This is a genomic window from Stenotrophomonas sp. Steno-Z4, assembly GCF_056393145.1.
The window spans coordinates 260,699-278,093 of sequence record NZ_JBWJPC010000005.1 but is presented as its reverse complement, the minus strand read 5'-3'; the positions used below and the strand labels follow the sequence as shown (position 1 = coordinate 278,093).

The 17,395-nt window shown below is 68.4% G+C and carries 16 protein-coding genes; 2 read left to right on the top strand and 14 right to left on the bottom strand.

Annotated features, from left to right (window positions below; genetic code table 11):
* Positions 1 to 29 precede the first annotated feature (29 nt).
* Both ettA and AC06E7_RS13765 read left to right on the top strand, forming a co-directional pair.
* The gene (gene ettA / locus AC06E7_RS13770) at positions 30 to 1,694 is read left to right on the top strand and encodes an energy-dependent translational throttle protein EttA (protein WP_068849183.1); all 1,665 of its coding nucleotides are present in this window, start codon (positions 30 to 32) and stop codon (positions 1,692 to 1,694) included.
* 493 nt (positions 1,695 to 2,187) lie between these two features.
* Entirely contained in the window at positions 2,188 to 3,504 is a 1,317-nt protein-coding gene (locus AC06E7_RS13765; protein ID WP_068849181.1) for an NCS2 family permease, read from the top strand.
* Positions 3,505 to 3,649: 145 nt separating this feature from the next.
* Here the strand turns inward: AC06E7_RS13765 and pncB are convergent, their stop codons facing one another.
* The 14 genes from pncB to gspE form a co-directional block, all read right to left on the bottom strand.
* A complete protein-coding gene (gene pncB, locus AC06E7_RS13760) occupies positions 3,650 to 4,825 on the bottom strand; it encodes a nicotinate phosphoribosyltransferase (RefSeq protein ID WP_478065087.1) in 1,176 nt (391 codons plus the stop codon).
* Between the two features lie 73 nt (positions 4,826 to 4,898).
* Positions 4,899 to 5,735, bottom strand: a complete 837-nt coding sequence (locus AC06E7_RS13755; RefSeq protein ID WP_320458085.1) for a glycosyltransferase family 2 protein — start codon at positions 5,733 to 5,735, stop codon at positions 4,899 to 4,901.
* The gene (locus AC06E7_RS13750) at positions 5,732 to 6,592 is read right to left on the bottom strand and encodes a glycosyltransferase family 2 protein (RefSeq protein WP_478065086.1); all 861 of its coding nucleotides are present in this window, start codon (positions 6,590 to 6,592) and stop codon (positions 5,732 to 5,734) included. Before AC06E7_RS13750 ends, AC06E7_RS13755 begins: the two co-directional genes overlap by 4 nt.
* Positions 6,593 to 6,635: 43 nt before the next feature.
* On the bottom strand, positions 6,636 to 8,834 hold the full coding sequence (gene gspD / locus AC06E7_RS13745) for a type II secretion system secretin GspD (protein ID WP_478065085.1): 2,199 nt from the start codon (positions 8,832 to 8,834) through the stop codon (positions 6,636 to 6,638).
* Positions 8,835 to 8,843: 9 nt separating this feature from the next.
* On the bottom strand, positions 8,844 to 9,653 hold the full coding sequence (locus AC06E7_RS13740) for a hypothetical protein (RefSeq protein WP_478065084.1): 810 nt from the start codon (positions 9,651 to 9,653) through the stop codon (positions 8,844 to 8,846).
* On the bottom strand, positions 9,643 to 10,371 hold the full coding sequence (gene gspM / locus AC06E7_RS13735) for a type II secretion system protein GspM (RefSeq protein ID WP_068849168.1): 729 nt from the start codon (positions 10,369 to 10,371) through the stop codon (positions 9,643 to 9,645). Before gspM ends, AC06E7_RS13740 begins: the two co-directional genes overlap by 11 nt.
* Positions 10,346 to 11,503, bottom strand: a complete 1,158-nt coding sequence (locus AC06E7_RS13730) for a PilN domain-containing protein (RefSeq protein WP_426804499.1) — start codon at positions 11,501 to 11,503, stop codon at positions 10,346 to 10,348. The genes gspM and AC06E7_RS13730 overlap by 26 nt, the downstream gene beginning before the upstream one ends.
* Positions 11,500 to 12,360 (bottom strand): type II secretion system minor pseudopilin, encoded by an 861-nt coding sequence (locus AC06E7_RS13725; RefSeq protein WP_095364269.1) that lies wholly within the window; start codon positions 12,358 to 12,360, stop codon positions 11,500 to 11,502. The genes AC06E7_RS13730 and AC06E7_RS13725 overlap by 4 nt, the downstream gene beginning before the upstream one ends.
* Entirely contained in the window at positions 12,357 to 12,989 is a 633-nt protein-coding gene (locus AC06E7_RS13720) for a type II secretion system protein J (protein WP_068849163.1), read from the bottom strand. Before AC06E7_RS13720 ends, AC06E7_RS13725 begins: the two co-directional genes overlap by 4 nt.
* On the bottom strand, positions 12,986 to 13,408 hold the full coding sequence (gene xpsI / locus AC06E7_RS13715) for a type II secretion system protein XpsI (RefSeq protein WP_478065083.1): 423 nt from the start codon (positions 13,406 to 13,408) through the stop codon (positions 12,986 to 12,988). Before xpsI ends, AC06E7_RS13720 begins: the two co-directional genes overlap by 4 nt.
* Positions 13,405 to 13,908 carry a type II secretion system protein XpsH gene (gene xpsH, locus AC06E7_RS13710; RefSeq protein ID WP_354277673.1) on the bottom strand — a complete coding sequence of 168 codons (504 nt, stop codon included), beginning with the start codon at positions 13,906 to 13,908 and terminating at the stop codon, positions 13,405 to 13,407. Before xpsH ends, xpsI begins: the two co-directional genes overlap by 4 nt.
* 12 nt (positions 13,909 to 13,920) lie before the next feature.
* Entirely contained in the window at positions 13,921 to 14,355 is a 435-nt protein-coding gene (gene gspG / locus AC06E7_RS13705) for a type II secretion system major pseudopilin GspG (protein ID WP_068849158.1), read from the bottom strand.
* Between the two features lie 43 nt (positions 14,356 to 14,398).
* Entirely contained in the window at positions 14,399 to 15,619 is a 1,221-nt protein-coding gene (xpsF, locus tag AC06E7_RS13700; protein ID WP_478065082.1) for a type II secretion system protein XpsF, read from the bottom strand.
* Between the two features lie 2 nt (positions 15,620 to 15,621).
* Entirely contained in the window at positions 15,622 to 17,355 is a 1,734-nt protein-coding gene (gene gspE, locus AC06E7_RS13695; RefSeq protein WP_478065081.1) for a type II secretion system ATPase GspE, read from the bottom strand.
* Positions 17,356 to 17,395 lie beyond the last annotated feature (40 nt).

The following is a 17,395-nucleotide window of genomic DNA, read 5'->3' as shown; positions in this document are numbered from 1 at the left end:
GGGCGCAGGGTTGCGCCTTCGGAGAGCTCATGTCCTCGCAATACATCTACACCATGAACAAAGTCAGCAAGGTGGTCCCGCCCAAGCGGCAGATCATCAAGGACATCTCGCTGTCGTTCTTCCCGGGTGCCAAGATCGGCCTGCTGGGCCTGAACGGTGCCGGCAAGTCCACGGTGCTGAAGATCATGGCCGGCGTGGACACCGACTTCGAGGGCGAAGCCCGCCCGCAGGCCGGCATCAAGGTCGGCTACCTGGCGCAGGAACCGGAGCTGGACCCGACCAAGACCGTGCGTGAAGCGGTCGAGGAAGGCGTGGGCGAAGTGCTGCAGGCCCAAGCCGCGCTGGACGCGGTGTACCTGGCCTACGCCGAGGAAGGTGCCGATTTCGACAAGCTGGCCAAGGAACAGGAGCGCCTGGAGGCGATCCTGGCCGCCGGTGACTCGCACACTCTGGAAAACCAGCTGGACGTGGCCGCCGATGCGCTGCGCCTGCCGCCGTGGGATGCCATCGTGGGCAAGCTGTCCGGCGGTGAAAAGCGCCGCGTGGCGCTGTGCCGCCTGTTGTTGCAGAAGCCGGACATGCTGCTGCTCGACGAACCGACCAACCACCTCGACGCCGAGTCGGTGGAATGGCTGGAACAGTTCCTGGCGCGCTACACCGGCACCGTGGTGGCCGTCACCCATGACCGCTACTTCCTGGACAACGCCGCCGAATGGATCCTGGAACTGGACCGCGGCCGCGGCATTCCGTGGAAGGGCAACTACACCGACTGGCTGATGCAGAAGGACGAGCGCCTGAAGCAGGAAGACAACCAGGAGAAGTCGCGCCAGAAGGCGATCCAGAAGGAACTGGAGTGGTCGCGCCAGAACGCCAAGGGCGGCCGCACCAAGGGCAAGGCGCGTCTGGCCCGCCTGGAAGAGCTGCAGTCGGTCGATTACCAGAAGCGCAACGAAACCAATGAAATCTTCATCCCGCCGGGCGAGCGCCTGGGCAATTCGGTGATGGAGTTCAAGAACGTGTCCAAGAAGTTCGGCGACCGCCTGCTGTTCGACGAACTGAGCTTCCTGGTCCCGGCCGGCGCGATCGTGGGCATCATCGGCCCCAACGGTGCCGGTAAGTCGACCCTGTTCAAGATGATCACGGGCCAGGAGAAGCCGGATTCCGGCGAGATCGTGGTCGGTCCGACCGTCAAGCTGTCCTACGTGGACCAGAGCCGCGACGCGTTGGAGGGCAACCACAACGTCTTCCAGGAAATCGCCGGCGGCCTGGACATCCTCAACATCAACGGCATCGAGATCCAGTCGCGCGCCTACATCGGCCGCTTCAACTTCAAGGGCCAGGACCAGCAGAAGCTGGTGGGTTCGCTGTCCGGTGGTGAGCGTGGCCGCCTGCACATGGCCAAGACCCTGCTGCAGGGTGGCAACGTGCTGCTGCTCGACGAACCGTCGAACGATCTGGACATCGAAACCCTGCGTGCGCTGGAAGATGCGCTGCTGGAATTCCCGGGCAACACGTTCGTGATTTCGCATGACCGCTGGTTCCTGGATCGCATCGCGACCCACATCCTGGCGTTCGAAGGCGATTCGCACGTGGAGTTCTTCCAGGGCAACTACCGCGAATACGAAGAAGACAAGCGCCGCCGCATGGGCGACGACGCCGCCCCGAAGCGCCTGCGCTTCAAGGCGCTGAAGTAAGAAGGAAAAACGGCCGCGCTCTGCGCGGCCGTTTTGCATTCTGGCGCAAGGTCAACCGCAGCGTTTCATTACTGCCTGCAGGGAGGCCGTCGGGCAGCCCCTTACGGGACACGCCGTAAACCCATCCTTGGGGGCTTGGCAAAAACATCCATGTTTTTGACAGTCCCTACAGGGGCTGCCCGCCGGCCTCCCTCGAAGATTGGTCGCGTGCGGACAGGAAGAGCAGACACGCATGGCGTGTCCCTACGCAGCACCACATGGAAATGATCGGAACTGCGTTTGATCTTCCATGGCCACCGGCCGAATTCGGGAGGGCCGGCGGGTGCGGGGGTACGGGGGCTTTGCGAAACATGGATGTTTCGCAAGAGCCCCCATGGAAGGGTTCACGGCGCCCCCCGTACCCCCGCACCCGCCGGCCCTCAGCAAGTGACGCATCAAACGAAGGCCTTTGACTTCGCTTGTGATCCAACCAAAAGAGACATGGACCCCCGCCATGAAACTGCTTGAAAACCTGTTCCAGCTCAAACAGCACGGCACCACCGTGCGGACCGAACTGCTGGCCGGGCTGACCACGTTCCTGACGATGTCCTACATCGTCTTCGTCAATCCCGACATCCTGTCCACCACCGGCATGGACCCGGGCGCCGTGTTCGTCGCCACCTGCCTGGCCGCCGCGCTGGGCTCGCTGGTGATGGCGTTCGCCGCCAACTTCCCGGTGGGCATGGCGCCGGGCATGGGCTTGAATGCGTTCTTCGCCTTCACCGTGGTCGGTGCCGCCGGCCTGCCGTGGCAGCAGGCATTGGCCGCCGTGTTCATCTCCGGCCTGGTGTTCCTGGCGCTGTCGCTGACCGGCGTGCGCGCCTGGCTGGTGGCCGGTATTCCCGCCTCGCTGCGCGCCTCCATCGTCGCCGGCATCGGCCTGTTCCTGGCCATCATCGCCCTGCAGAAGTCCGGCGTGATCATCGCCAACCCCGACACCCTGGTTGCGCTCGGCCCGCTCAACACCGCCCCGCCGCTGCTGGCCCTGGCCGGCTTCCTGCTGATCGCCATCCTCGAAGCACGTCGCGTGCGCGGTGCCATCCTGATCGGCATTCTTGCCGTCACCGGCGCCGCCTGGCTGCTGGGCGCCGTGCAGTACCAGGGTGTCATCTCGCTGCCGCCCAGCCTGGCGCCCACCTTCCTGCAGCTGGACCTGCCCGGCCTGCTGCACCACGACGGCGGCGCGCCCATCGCCGTGCTGCTGCAGGTGGTGCTGGTGTTCGTGCTGGTTGAAGTGTTTGATGCCACCGGCACCCTGTATGGCGTGGTCGGACGTGCCGGCCTGCTCAAGCTGCCGGGCGCGCAGAAGCGCTTTGGGCGTGCGCTGCTGGCCGACAGCACCGCCATCGTGGCCGGCTCGCTGCTGGGTACCAGCAGCACCACCGCCTTTGCCGAAAGCGCCTCCGGCGTGCAGGCCGGTGGCCGCACCGGCCTCACCGCGCTGGTGGTGGCCGCGTTGTTCCTGGCCGCGCTGCTGTTTTCGCCGCTGGCCGGCATGGTGCCCGGCTATGCCACCGCACCGGCGCTGCTGTTCGTGGCCGGGCTGATGCTGCGCGAACTGGTGGATGTGGATTGGAACGACCTCACCGAGTCCGTGCCCGCCGCGCTGTGCGCGCTGGCGATGCCGTTCACCTATTCCATTGCGAACGGATTGGCGTTCGGCTTCATCGCCTATGCCGTGTTGAAGGCCGGTACGGGGCGCTGGCGCGACGTGCATCCGGCGGTGTGGCTGGTGGCTGGGTTGTTCGTTCTGCGCTACGCGTTGGAATGATACAGAGCGTCACGACCAACGGTCGTGACCTACCGGTGGTGGGACGAGAGCGTCACGACCAACGGTCGTGACCTACCGGTGGTTGGACGGGGAGGTTACGGCCGGTGTCTGGTCGGTAGGTCACGACCGTTGGTCGTGACCCGCCTCATGCCGGCGGCAGCTCGAATACCTGGCGCAGGTAGGCGAGGTAGCCGGGGTCGTCGCACATGCTCTTGCCCGGCGAATCGCTGAGCTTGGCCACCGGCTGGCCGTTGCAGCGGACCATCTTGATCACGATGTTGAGCGGGGTCGGGCCCAGGTCGTTGGTGAGGTGGGTGCCCACCCCGAACGCAACCTGGCAGCGGCCACGGAAGTAATCGAACAGGCGCATCACCTTTTCGATGTTGAGCCCGTCGCTGAACACCAGCACCTTGCTGCGCGGGTCCACGCGGCGCTCCCTGAAGTGCGCCAGCATCCGGTCGCCCCAGCTGAAGGGGTCGCCCGAATCGTGCCGCACGCCATCGAACAGCTTGCAGAAGTACATGTCGAAGTCGCGCAGGAACGCGTCCAGTCCGACCACGTCGGACAGCGCGATGCCCAGGTCGCCGCGATATTCGCGCGCCCACGATTCCAGTGCCGCGACCTGCGAATCGCGCAGGCGCGGACCCAGCGCCTGGAACGCCTGCAGGTACTCATGGGCCATCGTGCCGTGCGGGGTCATGCCGTACAGCCGCGCGAAATGCACGTTGCTGGTGCCCACGAACTGTTCGCCCAGCGCATCGCGCATCATCGGGAGCATGCGTGCGTGCCAGTCGCGTGAATAGCGGCGGCGGCTGCCGTAGTCGGCAATGCGGCACAGCTCGAAGCCCGGTGTGTCGCGCAGCAGCGCGGTCTTGGCCTGCAGGCGGCGCTCGCCTTCGGCGAAGTCGGGCGTGCTGGTGTTGCGGAACCAGACCTCGTTGATGATCGCCAGCAGCGGCACTTCGAACAGGATCGTGTGCAGCCACGGCCCGGTGATGTCCAGCTCGATCTCGCCCGGCACGGCCTGCGACGGGCGCAGGTCGATGTACTTGCGGTCCAGGTGGAACAGGCCGAGGAAGTCGGCGAAGTCCGGCTTCACGAAGCGCAGCCCGCGCATGTAGTCCAGCTCTTCGGGGCTGAAGCGCAGGCTGCACAGATGATCGATCTCGGCGTTGATCTGGTCGATGAACGCCGCCAGGTCGATGCCCGGCGTGCGGCACTTGAACCGGTACTGGACCTGCGCGCCGGGGTGCTGGTGCAGCACCGCCTGCATCATGGTGAATTTGTACAGGTCGGTGTCGAGCAACGATTGGATGATCATGCCCGGATTATGCGCCTGCCAGCATGTACCGACCAACGGTCGGTACCTACCGGGCTGCGCCATCCGCCGCCTTTCAGCGCCGGCGCAACAACCGTGGGACCTGAGCCGCGGCGTGGGCCCAGATCGCGCCCCAGACGGCGGCCTGCACCAGCAGGTTGCGCCGCGGCGCCTCGAACCGGCGGAAGTAACGCCACAGACCGCGATGCTTGTGCCATTCCACGAAGAACGGCCGCGAACGGCTCGACACGCCGCGCACATGCACCACCTGCAGGTCATTGGCGATGGCCACCACCGCCCCGGCTTCGCGGGCGCGGCGGCACAGGTCCAGGTCTTCGGCATGCAGGCGGTAGCCGGCATCCCAGCCGCCGATGCGGTCGAACAGCGCGCGCGGCATCAACAGCAGCGCCCCGGACAGCGCCGGCACCGTCTGCAGCACCTGCGTCGGGTCAGCCGGGATGGCAAGCTTTGCGCCCTGCCCCGGGTGGCGCAGCATGGCGCCGAAATCGGGATCGCGGCGGCGCACCGCCGCATCGGGCTGGCCCTGCTCGTCCACCTGCTCCACGCCCAGCACGCAATCGCCCAGGGCCTCTCCGCGCGCGCGCAGCTGCGCCAGCGTACCGGCCTGGACCATCAGGTCCGGGTTGATGAAAGCCAACCACGGCGCCCGGCTGTCGGCCACGCCCTGGTTGTTGGCGGCGGCGAAGCCCGGGTTGTCGGGATTGGCGATGAAGTGCAGGCGCGGGTCGGCAGTTGCATGGCGCTGCACGATGTCCAGCGTGCCATCGTCGGAATTGTTGTCGACCACGCGGATCTCGGCGACCTCGTCGGCCGCGCGCAACCGCGTCAGGCATTGGTCCAGCGTGCTGGCACTCTGGTAGCTGACGATGATGACGGCAATGCAGGGATTCAAGCAGGCGGCTCCGGAGCGGTTGCGGCGGGCGATCCGAACAGATCGCCCTGCGACCGGGGCATTATCGCCTGCTGGTGCAGGCGCTGCAGGTCCTGCCTGACCTGCAGCAACGGGTCGCCCATCAGGAACCCGGCCAGCCGCGGCTGCCAGGTCGGCCAGCGCGTGCCCAGTGCTTCCAGGTCACCGTCGTGCGCCCGTGCTTCACCGTCGCGCGCGACATAGGCATTGGCACACAGCGCGTTGCGCCAGCCCAGGCCGGCCATGCGCAGGCTCAGGTCGATCAACGCCGCGTTCCAGGAACCATAGCTGTGCATGTCCAGGCCGCCGGCCTTGCGCCGGGCGTTGGCCCGCAGCAGGACCGCGTGGGTCACCGCCGAGGGCAGTTCGGGGTCGAGCGTCGGCAGTGCGGCGCAGGCCTGCGCCATCGCGTCCAGATCGTCCGGGACCGGGTTGATCTCGCCCAGCCGGGGCCAGGCCGCGGTTTCGCCGGCGTTGCACCAGGGCGTGGCCGAACCGATCGAGGCATCGCGCGCGAAGCAGGCATCCAGCTGCTGCAGCCAGCCCGGCGCCGGTACCGCATCGGGCGCCAGCACCACCACCTCACTGCCTTCGCAGGCGCGCAGCATTTCATCCAGGTGCGCGACTTCGCCGATCGCACGCGCGCGTCGGGTGTACTCGGCGCGCAGCGGGGTGCTTTCCAGCCAGTGCGCGATCACCGCCTGCGCACGCGGCCCGGCCTGGCCATCGTCGGCCAGCCACACCGGCGTCTGCGCCGGCGTGCCGGCATCCAGCGCCGCCAGGCAGCGGTCCAGCGCGCTGTCATCGACCCCGATCGGCAGCAACACGATCGTTCCCATCCGTCCCCCTGTGTGCGGCGTCGTGACCGCAGCGTAGCAGGACTCAGCGCTTGGGGCGGGACGGGAACGGTTCCATGGCGCGGAAGCGGTTGCTGTACTCGTCGGTGAGGTTGCGCGACTCCTGAGCGTTGCGCACGATGGTCGGGGTCAGCAGCACGATCACCTCGGAGCGGTCGGTGTTCTGGGTCTTCCTGCCGAACAGCGCGCCGAGCACCGGAATCCGGCTCAGGCCCGGCACGCCGTTGGCGCCGTTCTCGTCCGAATTGGTGATCAGGCCGGCCAGCATGATGGTGTCCCCGCTCTGCACCGCCGCCTCGGTCGAGATCTTGCGGGTGTTGATCGGCGGATTGCAGGTGGTGCGGGTGGCGTCGCAGCCGGATGGGATGGCGCCGGCCGAGCTCACTTCCTGCACGATGTCCAGGAACACCACGCCGTCGCGGGTGATGCGCGGCCGCACCTTCAGGATCACGCCGGTGTCCAGGTACTGCACCTGGCTGTAGGTGTTGTCGCCGCCCACGCCGGTGTTGACCGACACCGAGTTGATCGGGATCTGGGTGCCGACGTTGAGCGTGGCTTCGGCGTTGTTGCGCACGAAGATGGACGGGGTCTGCAGCAGGCGCAGGTTGCTCACCTTGTCCAGTGCGGTCACCACCGCGGCGGCATTCTTGCCCAGGAAGGTCCAGCCCAGGCCGCCTTCGCCTACCCGCCCGGAAATGCTGCCCCAGATCGAGCGGCCCAGTGCGCTGGGCAGGTCGATGCCGCTTTCGGTCTTGCCGGTCGCCACCGCCTGTTCGAAGAACCAGTTCACGCCATAGGCGAGGTCGCCGGTGAGCGAGACCTCGGCGACCTGCGCTTCGATGTGCACCTGCATCGGCATCACATCGAGCTTTTCGATGACTTCACGGATCGAACGCCACGCCTGCGGGGTGGACCGCACCAGCAGCGTGTTGGTTTCCTCCACCGCCGACACGCCGACCGAATCGCCCTGGATTTCCAGGTTGAAACTGGCGTTGCCCGGCTGCCGCTGCGGCAGGCTCATGGTGCCATCACCCATGCCGCCGGTACGGGTGGTGCCGGTGTTGCCGGTGCCGTTGAGGCTGTTGCCATTGGTGCCGTCGCGGCTGCCCAGCTCCTGCACGTTGGCGCCGGGCGCCAGTGAGGTGCTGCCGCCACGGCCCCCACGGCTGTTCTCACTGGCAAAGGCTTCGGCCAGGCGCTCGGCCAGGTCCTTGGCTTTGACGTAGCGCAGTTCGTAGGAGAACAGCCGGGCGCTGCCGCCGGCGGTATCGATGCGTTCCAGCCACTGCTGGATCTGGTCCAGGTAACGCGCCTGCGGGGTGATCACCAGCACGGCATTGGCGTTCTCCAGCGGCAGGAAGCGGAACATGCCGGCGCTGGGAGTCTTGCTCTCTTCGCCGAACACTTTCTCCAGGTCCGCCGCGACCTGCTCGGCCTTGCCGGTCTGGATCGGGAACACGCCCACGGACATGCCCGACAGCCAGTCCACATCGAATATCTCGACGGTGCGCAGGTAGTTTTCCAGTTCGCTGCGGGTACCGCCCAGGGTGATCACGTTGCGGCCGCTGTCGACGTTGACGATCGCGTTCGGCCGCGCGTACGGCTCGAGCACTTTCTTCATTTCGGTGGCGGAGATGTACTGCAGCGGGATGACGCGCACTTCAAAACCGCGTGCGTTGGCCGCCGGCGCGGTGCTGGGTGCGACGGTGCCGGCCAATGCCTGGTCGGCGGCCACGATGTTGTAACGGCCGCCGCTGTAGACCATGCGCGCGTTGTTCCAGCCCAGCACCATCTCCAGCAGGTTCAGCGCCTGCGCCGAGGACACCGGCTTGGGCGTGGCCAGGGTCACCGTGCCCTGAACGCCCGGCGCGATCACGTAGTTCTGGCCCAGCATGTCGCCCAGGATCGCCTTGACCACGGCATGCACCGATTCGCCTTCAAAGTTGAAGGTGGCGGTGCCGGTGCTGGCCTGCGACAACGCCGGCGACGGCGCGGCGGCGGCACTGCGGTTGATCATGGTGCCGCTGCCGCGGCGGATCACCGGCTGCGGTGCGCCGGCGGCGTTCAGCGGCTGCGCGTCCACGCCATCGTGCGAACCGTCACCGGCCACCACCTGGTGCTTGCCATCAAGGACCGCGTCGCGGCGCACTTCGGGACCGGGCACGGAGGCGCAGCCTGCAAGCAGGGCCACGGCGAACGACAGGGAGAAAAGACGCAATGTCATGCTTTCACTCTATTTGGTTTGGCCGGAGCCGCCCGCGGGCGGCTGCTGCGACTGTTGCTGCTGCAATTGCTGGCGACGCGCCTGGATGCGGGCGCGGATGGCTTGCATCTGTTCTTCGCTCGGGCCTTGCGTGGCCGGCTTCTGCGCTGCGGCAGCGGCCGCTGCATTGGCGGCGGCTTCCGCCGCTGCCTGCGCCGCTGGCGGCGGAGCGCCGGTGAAGTTCGTCGTGGGTCCGCGGCCCGCGTTCTGCGTGGGCGCGGGAACCGGCGGGCGCGCGCCATTGGCCTGGCCTGCGCCGGCGGCGGTGCCCAGCACGGTCGGCGGTTCGCCGCCCTGCCCGCTGAAGGTCACCAGTTCCAGGGTCTGGGTGCCGCCGGGTCCGCTGACGGTGGCACTGCGCGGCTCCAGCGCGAGCAGCTGCCAGCCGTTGACCGCATCGCCGTTGAGGCGCAGGCGCAGCGACTGCTTCTGGTCGGTGGTGAGGATGGCCATGCCGAATTCGGAGGTGAGCAGCACGCCGGTCAGGGTGACCGCGCTGGCGCTGCTGCCTGGCTCGCTGCCGCCCGGCAGGTACGGACGCGGCTTGCGGTCTTCGGCGAACAGCGGCCGCGCGCCGATGCTGGCATACGCCTCGGCCGAGGCGATCCGTTCCGGCGCGGCCGCGGCCAGGGTCGGCAGCGGCGGTGGGGCACGGTCGCCGGCACCGGCCGGGGCGATGCGTCCACCCACGCCGAACAGCGTGGCGATCCAGATCGCGGCGGCCCAGGCGGCCACGCCGCCCAGCCACCAGCTGCGCAGGGGGGCCAGTTCAATCTTCATGGGTGCCCTCCTCGACCGGTTCGGCCGTGCCGGGGTCGGTCGGGGCGGCCATCGCCGACCCGACCGGCTCCAGCCCCGCCGGCGCGGGTTCGGGTGCAGGCTCGACCGGCGCGGCGGCCGCATCGCTGCCTGCACCGGGGCGGAGGTAGCCAACCAGTTCGAAGGACACGTCCAGTCCGGTGCCGGTCTCGTTGGGCGAGGCCTGGAAGCGCTGCGCCAGCAGGTTGAGGTTGTTCACGAACAGGCGCGGGCTGCCGGTTTCCAGGGTGTGCAGCACCGCCGCCATTTCCGGCACGCCACAGCGCAGGCGGACCTGCAGGGCCACGCGCGGGAACTGCGCATCGCGCGCGGTGTCGGTCAGCGGTGAGCGGTTGCTGATGGTGCAGCTGCGGTTGCCAGGACTGGCCGACGCGACCGCATCCTGCAACCGGCTCGACAAGGCGGCGGCGGCCGATTCAGCAGTGGGTTCGCGCAGGAAGCCGGGACGCCCTTCCAGCGCCGCCTGCACCTGCTGCAGGCGCTCTTGCACGGCGGTGCGCTGCTGCAGCTGGGACTGCACGCGCTGCTCGCGTTCCTGCAGCTCGGCAATGCCCTGGTTGATGTCCAGCAGCGGCCGGGTGAACCACGGATGCACCAGCAGCAGGTACGCCAGCGCGATCACCGCCAGCAGCAACGCCAGTGCCAGCCAGCGGTCACGGCGTGTTGGCGGCATTGCCATCGGCAACCTCCGGGGCGGGCGTGGCGGCGGCCGGGGCACCGGGCAGCGGCTGCAGCTCGGCGGTGAGGGTGAAGCGGTCACGGCCGGCGGCGCCGCCATCGGCCTGCAGCACGCCGGTCAGGTTGACCTTGCGCCACAGCGGTGAATCCTGCAGCAGGGAGACCAGCTGCGAAGCCTCGCGGCTCAGTCCGATCAGCTGCAGCGTGTTGCCTTCAACAGAAAGTTTTTCCAGGTAGGTGCCATCGGGCAGCAGCCGGGTGAGTTCGTTCCACAGCTCCACGGTGCTGGCATGTTCGGCGCGCTTGCCTTCCAGGAACGCGGCGCCATCCACCAGCTCCTGAAGCTGCTGGCGCTGCGCGGCGACGCGGCGCGCGTCGTGTGCGGCGGCATCGACCTGCTCGCGCAGGCGATCGGCGGCGGCCTGGCGGTTGTCCAGCAGCTGGGTACCAGCCAGGGCCAGCAGCACCACGGTGGCCACGGCGAGCAGCAGGTTCCAGCGCCGCATCGGGTCGTGGGTGACCCGGCGCTGGGTCGGCGGCAGCAGGTTCACGCCCAGCGGCTGCCCCGCGCCATCGTCGGCATCCACGCCGGCCAGCTGCTGCGCCCAGCTGCCGGCCTGCTGCGACCACTGCTCCAGCGCCTGGCGCGGAATGACCACCAGTTCCACCTGCAGCTGGCCGTCGGGCAATGTGTCCAGTTCGCGGACGTCGTAGTGGACCTGATTGGCCTCGAACGGGGTCTGCCGGTCGATCTCGAAGCCGACCACGTCGCGCAGGCGCGGTGCAGCGGCGGCCGGCAGGCGCAGCGGGCGGCGCAGCACCGCGGCGGCCGGCAGCACCCAGTGCCGTGGCAGCGCGCGCAGGCGCGCATCCAGCACCCGCTCCAGGTCGGCCGGCGTGGTGGGCCACGGCAGTTCGGCCACGGCCTGCAGCTGGGTCGCGGTATCGCGGCGCAACACCAGCTGTTCGGCATGCCGCGACAGCAGCAGGCGCGAACGCGACCAGCCCATGGCCCATTGCCAGCGCAGCGGCAGCCAGGCCAGCAGCGAACGCCGCCACCAGCGCAGGCCATTGGCCACGCCGGGCGCGAACCGTCCCCGTGCCTGCACCAGACTGTCCCGCCATGCCGTCATCGTGCTGCCATTCCCTGTTCCCAGCGAAGTACTGTGTAAGTCGTTCCCGGCGTGCCTGCCGCGCCCATGCGCACTACCGCACGCAACACCGAAACCCGTCCGCGCTCATCCAGCGCGCGGCTCTCGATACTATAGGTGCCGCTGCCACTGGCAAGCGCGCCCGTCACGTTTTCGTCGCCGGCCGCTTCGGCCCGCTCGCGTTCGGCCAGCAGGCGTTCGGCATCCAGCCCGAGCGCGTTCAACACCGGCCCGGCCGCGAACCGGGGATCCGGACGCGACTGCCGACTGTACAGGGTCAGCATCGGTTCCATCCGTTCATACAGGTCGGCGTCCATGCCCAGCACCCGCTGCAGCTCGCCGAGCGTCTCGAAGCGCCCGTTGCGCGCGCCATACGGGAGGCCGGCCGCCTGGTAGTCGGCGGTCTCGGCACCGCCGCCGGGCTGTTTGAGGCTGTCGGGATCGCGCCAATCGGCGATCGCACCCGCCAGCTGCTGGGCGCGCCCGGGTTCCACCTCCAGCGCGCGCAGGAACGCGGTCAACAAGGCGGTATCAGCCAGGTTGAGGTTGATCTTGCCGTTCTCGTCGATGATCCGCAGGTCGATCTGGCGGCCATCGAAGGTCCAGCGATAGCGGCGGCCGTCGGCCTGCCACGGCGGTTGCAGCGCGGAGGGACGCAGGCGGAACAGGGCGTATTCCAGGCCGGCGCGTGCATGCTCCTGGCCGATTGCATCGTCACCGATCACCCGCTGCTGCAGGTGCTCGATGCGCGCGCTGAGCGCGAATGCGCCGACCACGGCGGTGAGCAGTGCGATCAACCACAGCACCAGCACCAGCGCCGCACCGCGCGCGCGCCTCACGAGCGCGGCCCGCGCGACTGCGACAACGCGGCCACCATCGGCGGCCATGCCGGGCCCTGCTGCGGCACGATGCGGATCTCCACCAGCAGCGGCAGCCGCCGGGTGTCCTCCCAGCGCGTCTGCCAGTCGCCCAGCTGGCCGCTGCGCGGATCGATGCCGCGGTAGCGGAACGCGACCTCGCGCAGCGCGTCGGCCAGCAGTTCCGGCGCGCGCGGCGGGGTTTCGTCGATGCGCTCGCCGTTCTGCACCAGGGTCAGCGCAACGTCCAGCCGCAGTGCATCGCCGTTGCGATTGACCTGCAGCTCATGCACGTAGGGCCCACCGCGGCCGAGATAACCCGGCAGTTCGGACACGAACAGCATGCGCTGTGGCTCGCCCTGGAAATACAGCGGTTCGCGGGTGGGATCGGGCGGCTCGGCGGCGGTCGGCAGCGCCATGCTGAGGCGGCGGCGCAGGAAGCCTTCCACCGCGCGCATGCGCTCGTTCTGCGCAGCCACGCGCTCGCCCCGCTGGGCGATGTTCATCGCCGAGCGCACGGTGGCGAAGGCCAGCGCCAGTCCGCCGACCAGCAGTACGGTGGCCAGCAGCACTTCGATCAGGGTGAAGCCGCGTGCGCCGCGCCGGCTCATCGCGACGCCTCGGGCGTGTTGGGCAACAGCCGCAACGAACGCCACTGCAGGCGTTCGCCGTTGCCTTCGCCCCAGCGCACCTGCAGGGTCAGCTGGGCCAGGGTCGGCCCGCTGACGGTAGTGGCAGCGGCCTGCGGCAGCGCACTGGCGCGCGCATCCACGTACGGCTCCACCTGCAGCTCCCAGCGGTAGCGGCCGTCTTCCCAGTCGCCCTGCGAACGCCCTTCCTGCAGGGGTTCTTCGATGCCGGTCGCGGCCAGCAGCGACTGCGCGTGCAGCATCGCGCGGGTGCGCAGGTCGGCGTTGTGCACCTGGCGTGCGGCCCCGGACAGGCTGCCCAGCAGCAGCGTCAACGCCAGCGCCAGCAGCGCGAAGGCGACGATCACTTCCAGCAGCGAATAACCACGCTGGTGCTTCATGGCGCGCCCCGCACCGGGCCCGAGCGCACTTCGCCGGTGATCCAGCTCACGTCGATGCGCCACAGCGCATCGCGTACGCCCAGTTCAATGGTGCCGCCACTGGAGCCGCCGTCGGGATGGAAGGCGATGCCGCCCTTGCCGTTGGCCACGCCGGCGACCTGGCCGGCACCCCGGAAATGGACCTCGAGTGCAGCGGGCAGGCTGCCGTGGCGGCCGTTGGCGGCTTCCCAGGTGCGCGCCTGCGGATCGATCAGGAAGCGCTGGCGTTCTCCGGTGGCAATGGCCTGGGTGCGTGTGTAGCGCAGCTGGCTGGCCACTTCCTTGCCGGCATTGCGCAGCCGCACGCCGTCGATGCCGCCGTTCATGGCGGTGGCGGTGAGCACCCCGATGATCGCGATCAGGGCCACCACCAGCAGCATTTCCAGCAGTGAAACGCCGCGCACGGCACGCCGTCGCGACAGCGCGCGCGGGCGTCGTGTCCAGCGTGGCGGGGCAGGCATGCGCAAGCGCGCTTACTCGTACTTGATGTCCGCGTCGTAGCTGGTGCCACCGACCTTGCCATCCTTGCCCAGGCTGATCAGGTCGAACGGCTGGCCTTCGCCCGGTGCGCGGTATTCCAGTGCGTTGCCCCACGGATCGTTCAGCTCGCTGGCCTTGGCATATGGGCCCAGCCAGCCGTTGCTGCCGCCCGGCTGGGTGACCAGGTCGTCCAGCTTGGCCGGCAGCTTGCCGGTATCGAGCTGGTAGTTCTCGATCTTGCCGGCCATGGTCTGCACCTGCGATTTGGCGATGTTGGCCTTGCCACGATCGGCACCACCGAGCACGCGGCTGCCGACCAGGGTGAGCACCGCGCCGATCAGCACGATGACGATGATGATTTCCAGCAGGCTCATGCCCGACTGGTTGCGCGGAGAGGAAAAGCGGACCAGCTTGCGACGATGGATCATGGAAGCTCCTTGCAGCATGTCGGAACGAAATGCGCCACGGCGGTCAGCCGATGGCATTGGTGAGGTCGTACAGCGGCACCAGCACGGCCACGATCACCAGGCCGACCACCGAGGCCAGCACCAGGGTGATCACCGGCACCAGCGCCGACAGCAGCCGATCGATGGCGCGCGCGGTTTCCTGTTCGAAGGTATCGGCGGTCTTGAGCAGCATGACATCCAGCGCGCCGGATTCTTCGCCGACCTGGATCATCTGCAGCGCAAGCCGGGGAAAGCGCTTGCCCTTGGCCAGCGAGGCGGACAGGCCGTTGCCGTTCTTGACCTCGTCGCTGGCCGCGTCCACGTCGGCGGCCAGCGCGCGGTTGCCCAGTACGTTGCGTGCGATGCCCAGGCCAGCCAGCAGCGGCACGCCGTTGCGCAGCAGCGTGCCCAGCGTGCGCGCCAGCCGTGCGGTTTCCAGCTTGGCCACCAGCCCGCCGATTCCCTTGCGCTGCAGCAGCCAGCCATCCAGCGCCAGGCGCGCCGCCGGCTGCCGCAGCTTGCGTTCGATCACCAGCAGCGCCAGCGCCGGCACCACGATCATCGCCAGCCAGCCCTCGCGCACCACCAGGCCAGCAGTGAGCACCCACTGGGTGAACCACGGCAGCGCCACATCCAGGCTTTCGTACATCTGCGCGAACTGCGGTACCACGTAGCCCAACAGGAACAGCAGCGCCCCGCCGACCACCGCCAGCAGGATCGCCGGGTAGATCAGCGCATTGATCACCCTGCCCTTCAGCTCCTGGCTGCGCTCGAGGTAATCGGACAGCCGCTGCAGGGTGTCGTGCAGGCTGCCACCGGCTTCACCGGCGCGCACCATGTTGATGTACAGCCGCGAAAACAACCCGTGCTGGCGTTCCAGCGCGGTGGACAGCGCGGCACCGCCGCGCACCACGTCGCGGATGTCGGTGATCACCCGCCGGCTGCGTTCGTCTTCGGGCAGTTCCAGCAGGATGGTCAGCGCACGGTCCAGTGGCTGGCCGGCACCCAGCAGGGTGGCCAGCTGCTGGGTGAACTGCACCAGCGCGCCGCCGTCGAATGGCTTGCGCCGCAGCAGCGCCGCCCACGAGGTGCCGCCCGCACCGCCCTCGCTGGCCAGCCGCGCTTCCATCGGCAGATGGCCCTGGTCCTGCAGCCTGGCGGCCACGTCGGCTTCGCAGGCAGCCTCCATCTGGCCGTCGAACAGTTCGCCGTGCGCGTTGAGGGCCTTGTAGCGGTACTGCGCCATGCTCAGCTTTCCTCGGTCACGCGCAGCACTTCTTCGAGCGTGGTGTGGCCCATCAGCGCCTTGGCCAGGCCATCCTCATACATGGTGCGCATGCCGGAGGCGCGGGCGATCTGTTCCACTTCGCCCATGCCGGCGCGGCGCATCACCGCGCGCCGCAGCTCGTCGTTCATCACCAGGAATTCCATGATGGTGGTACGCCCGAGGTAACCGGTCGGCGCGATCGCCGAGGGCTGCGCGCGGTACAGGTAGATGTCTCCTTCCGGTTGCAGGCGGCGCAGCCCGAACTTGTCGATCTCCTCCGGTGAGGCCAGGTAGCGCAGCGCGTGCTGCGGTTCCAGCCGGCGCACCAGGCGCTGGGCGAGGATGCCGTTGATGGTGGAGGTGAGCAGGTAGTCTTCCACGCCCATGTCGAGCAGGCGGGTGATGCCGCCGGCGGCGTTGTTGGTATGCAGCGTGGACAGCACCAGGTGGCCGGTCAGCGCGGACTGGATCGCGATGCGCGCGGTTTCCAGGTCGCGCATTTCGCCGATCATGATGATGTCCGGGTCCTGGCGCACGATGCTGCGCAGCGCGTTGGCGAAGTCCAGACCGATCTGCGGCTTGGCCTGGATCTGGTTGATGCCTTCGATCTGGTACTCGACCGGATCCTCGACGGTGATGATTTTTACATCCGCGGTGTTGAGCTGGCTCAGCGCGGTGTACAGCGTGGTGGTCTTGCCCGAGCCGGTGGGGCCGGTGACCAGCAGGATGCCGTGTGGCTGCTCGAGCACTTTGCGGAACTGCGGCAGGAACGCATCGGTGAAGCCGAGCCGGTGGAAATCGAACACCACGGTGTCGCGATCGAGCAGGCGCATCACCACGCTTTCGCCGTGCGCGGTGGGCACGGTGCTCACGCGCAGATCCAGTTCCTTGCCCTGCACGCGCAGCATGATGCGGCCATCCTGCGGCAGGCGGCGCTCGGCGATGTTCAGCCGCGCCATGATCTTGATGCGGCTGATCACCGCAGCGGTGAGGTTGGCCGGCGGGCTTTCGCCTTCGATCAGCACGCCATCGACGCGATAGCGCACCTTCAGCCGGTTCTCGAACGGTTCGATGTGGATGTCCGACGCGCGCAGTTCCACCGCACGCTGGATCACCAGGTTGACCAGGCGGATCACCGGCGCTTCGGAAGCCAGGTCGCGCAGGTGCTCGATGTCGTCGACCACGCTGCCTTCGCCGTCGGCGGTTTCGATGATGGCGCCCATCGCGCTGCGGCCCTGGCCGAACCAGCGTTCGATGACGTCATCGATCTCCGAGCGCAGGCCCACGTGCAGGCGTACCGGCACCGCCATCGCCAGCTGTACCGCATCGGCGGTGTACGGCTCCTGCGGGTCGCTCAGCCACAGGTCGAGCACGCCGTCGTGCAGCGCCAGCGGGCAGGCGTGGAATTGTTTGAGGAAGCGCAGCGACAGCGGCAGCGCATCGATGAGGGATTCGGGGGGCGCTTCGGGCACGTTCTTGCCCTCCAGCAGCGGCAGCCCCAGCACCTCGGCGCAGGCCTGCGCGTGGTCGCGCTCGGACACCAGGCCCAGCCGCACCAGCAGCGGCAGCAGGCTGCCACCGGCTTCGCGCTGCAGCGGCCGCGCGCGGGCCAGGTCGGCCTCCTTCAGCCGCCCGTTGCGCAGCAACAGCGCCACGATGCGGGTTTCCGCATCCATGGCTGACTCTTCAGCAAGATCGTGGGTTACCGCATTCACGAAAGCTCTCCTGGCGACCCGCAGACTTTAGCAGTTCGCC

What these genes read in the sequence shown, in the direction of transcription:
- ettA (WP_068849183.1), top strand. Translation starts at nt 30, where the DNA reads ATGTCCTCGCAATACATCTACACCATGAACAAAGTCAGCAAGGTGGTC.
- AC06E7_RS13765 (WP_068849181.1), top strand. Translation starts at nt 2,188, where the DNA reads ATGAAACTGCTTGAAAACCTGTTCCAGCTCAAACAGCACGGCACCACC.
- pncB (WP_478065087.1), bottom strand. Translation starts at nt 4,825, where the DNA reads ATGATCATCCAATCGTTGCTCGACACCGACCTGTACAAATTCACCATG.
- AC06E7_RS13750 (WP_478065086.1), bottom strand. Translation starts at nt 6,592, where the DNA reads ATGGGAACGATCGTGTTGCTGCCGATCGGGGTCGATGACAGCGCGCTG.
- gspD (WP_478065085.1), bottom strand. Translation starts at nt 8,834, where the DNA reads ATGACATTGCGTCTTTTCTCCCTGTCGTTCGCCGTGGCCCTGCTTGCA.
- AC06E7_RS13740 (WP_478065084.1), bottom strand. Translation starts at nt 9,653, where the DNA reads ATGAAGATTGAACTGGCCCCCCTGCGCAGCTGGTGGCTGGGCGGCGTG.
- gspM (WP_068849168.1), bottom strand. Translation starts at nt 10,371, where the DNA reads ATGGCAATGCCGCCAACACGCCGTGACCGCTGGCTGGCACTGGCGTTG.
- AC06E7_RS13730 (WP_426804499.1), bottom strand. Translation starts at nt 11,503, where the DNA reads ATGACGGCATGGCGGGACAGTCTGGTGCAGGCACGGGGACGGTTCGCG.
- AC06E7_RS13720 (WP_068849163.1), bottom strand. Translation starts at nt 12,989, where the DNA reads ATGAGCCGGCGCGGCGCACGCGGCTTCACCCTGATCGAAGTGCTGCTG.
- xpsI (WP_478065083.1), bottom strand. Translation starts at nt 13,408, where the DNA reads ATGAAGCACCAGCGTGGTTATTCGCTGCTGGAAGTGATCGTCGCCTTC.
- xpsH (WP_354277673.1), bottom strand. Translation starts at nt 13,908, where the DNA reads ATGCCTGCCCCGCCACGCTGGACACGACGCCCGCGCGCGCTGTCGCGA.
- gspG (WP_068849158.1), bottom strand. Translation starts at nt 14,355, where the DNA reads ATGATCCATCGTCGCAAGCTGGTCCGCTTTTCCTCTCCGCGCAACCAG.
- xpsF (WP_478065082.1), bottom strand. Translation starts at nt 15,619, where the DNA reads ATGGCGCAGTACCGCTACAAGGCCCTCAACGCGCACGGCGAACTGTTC.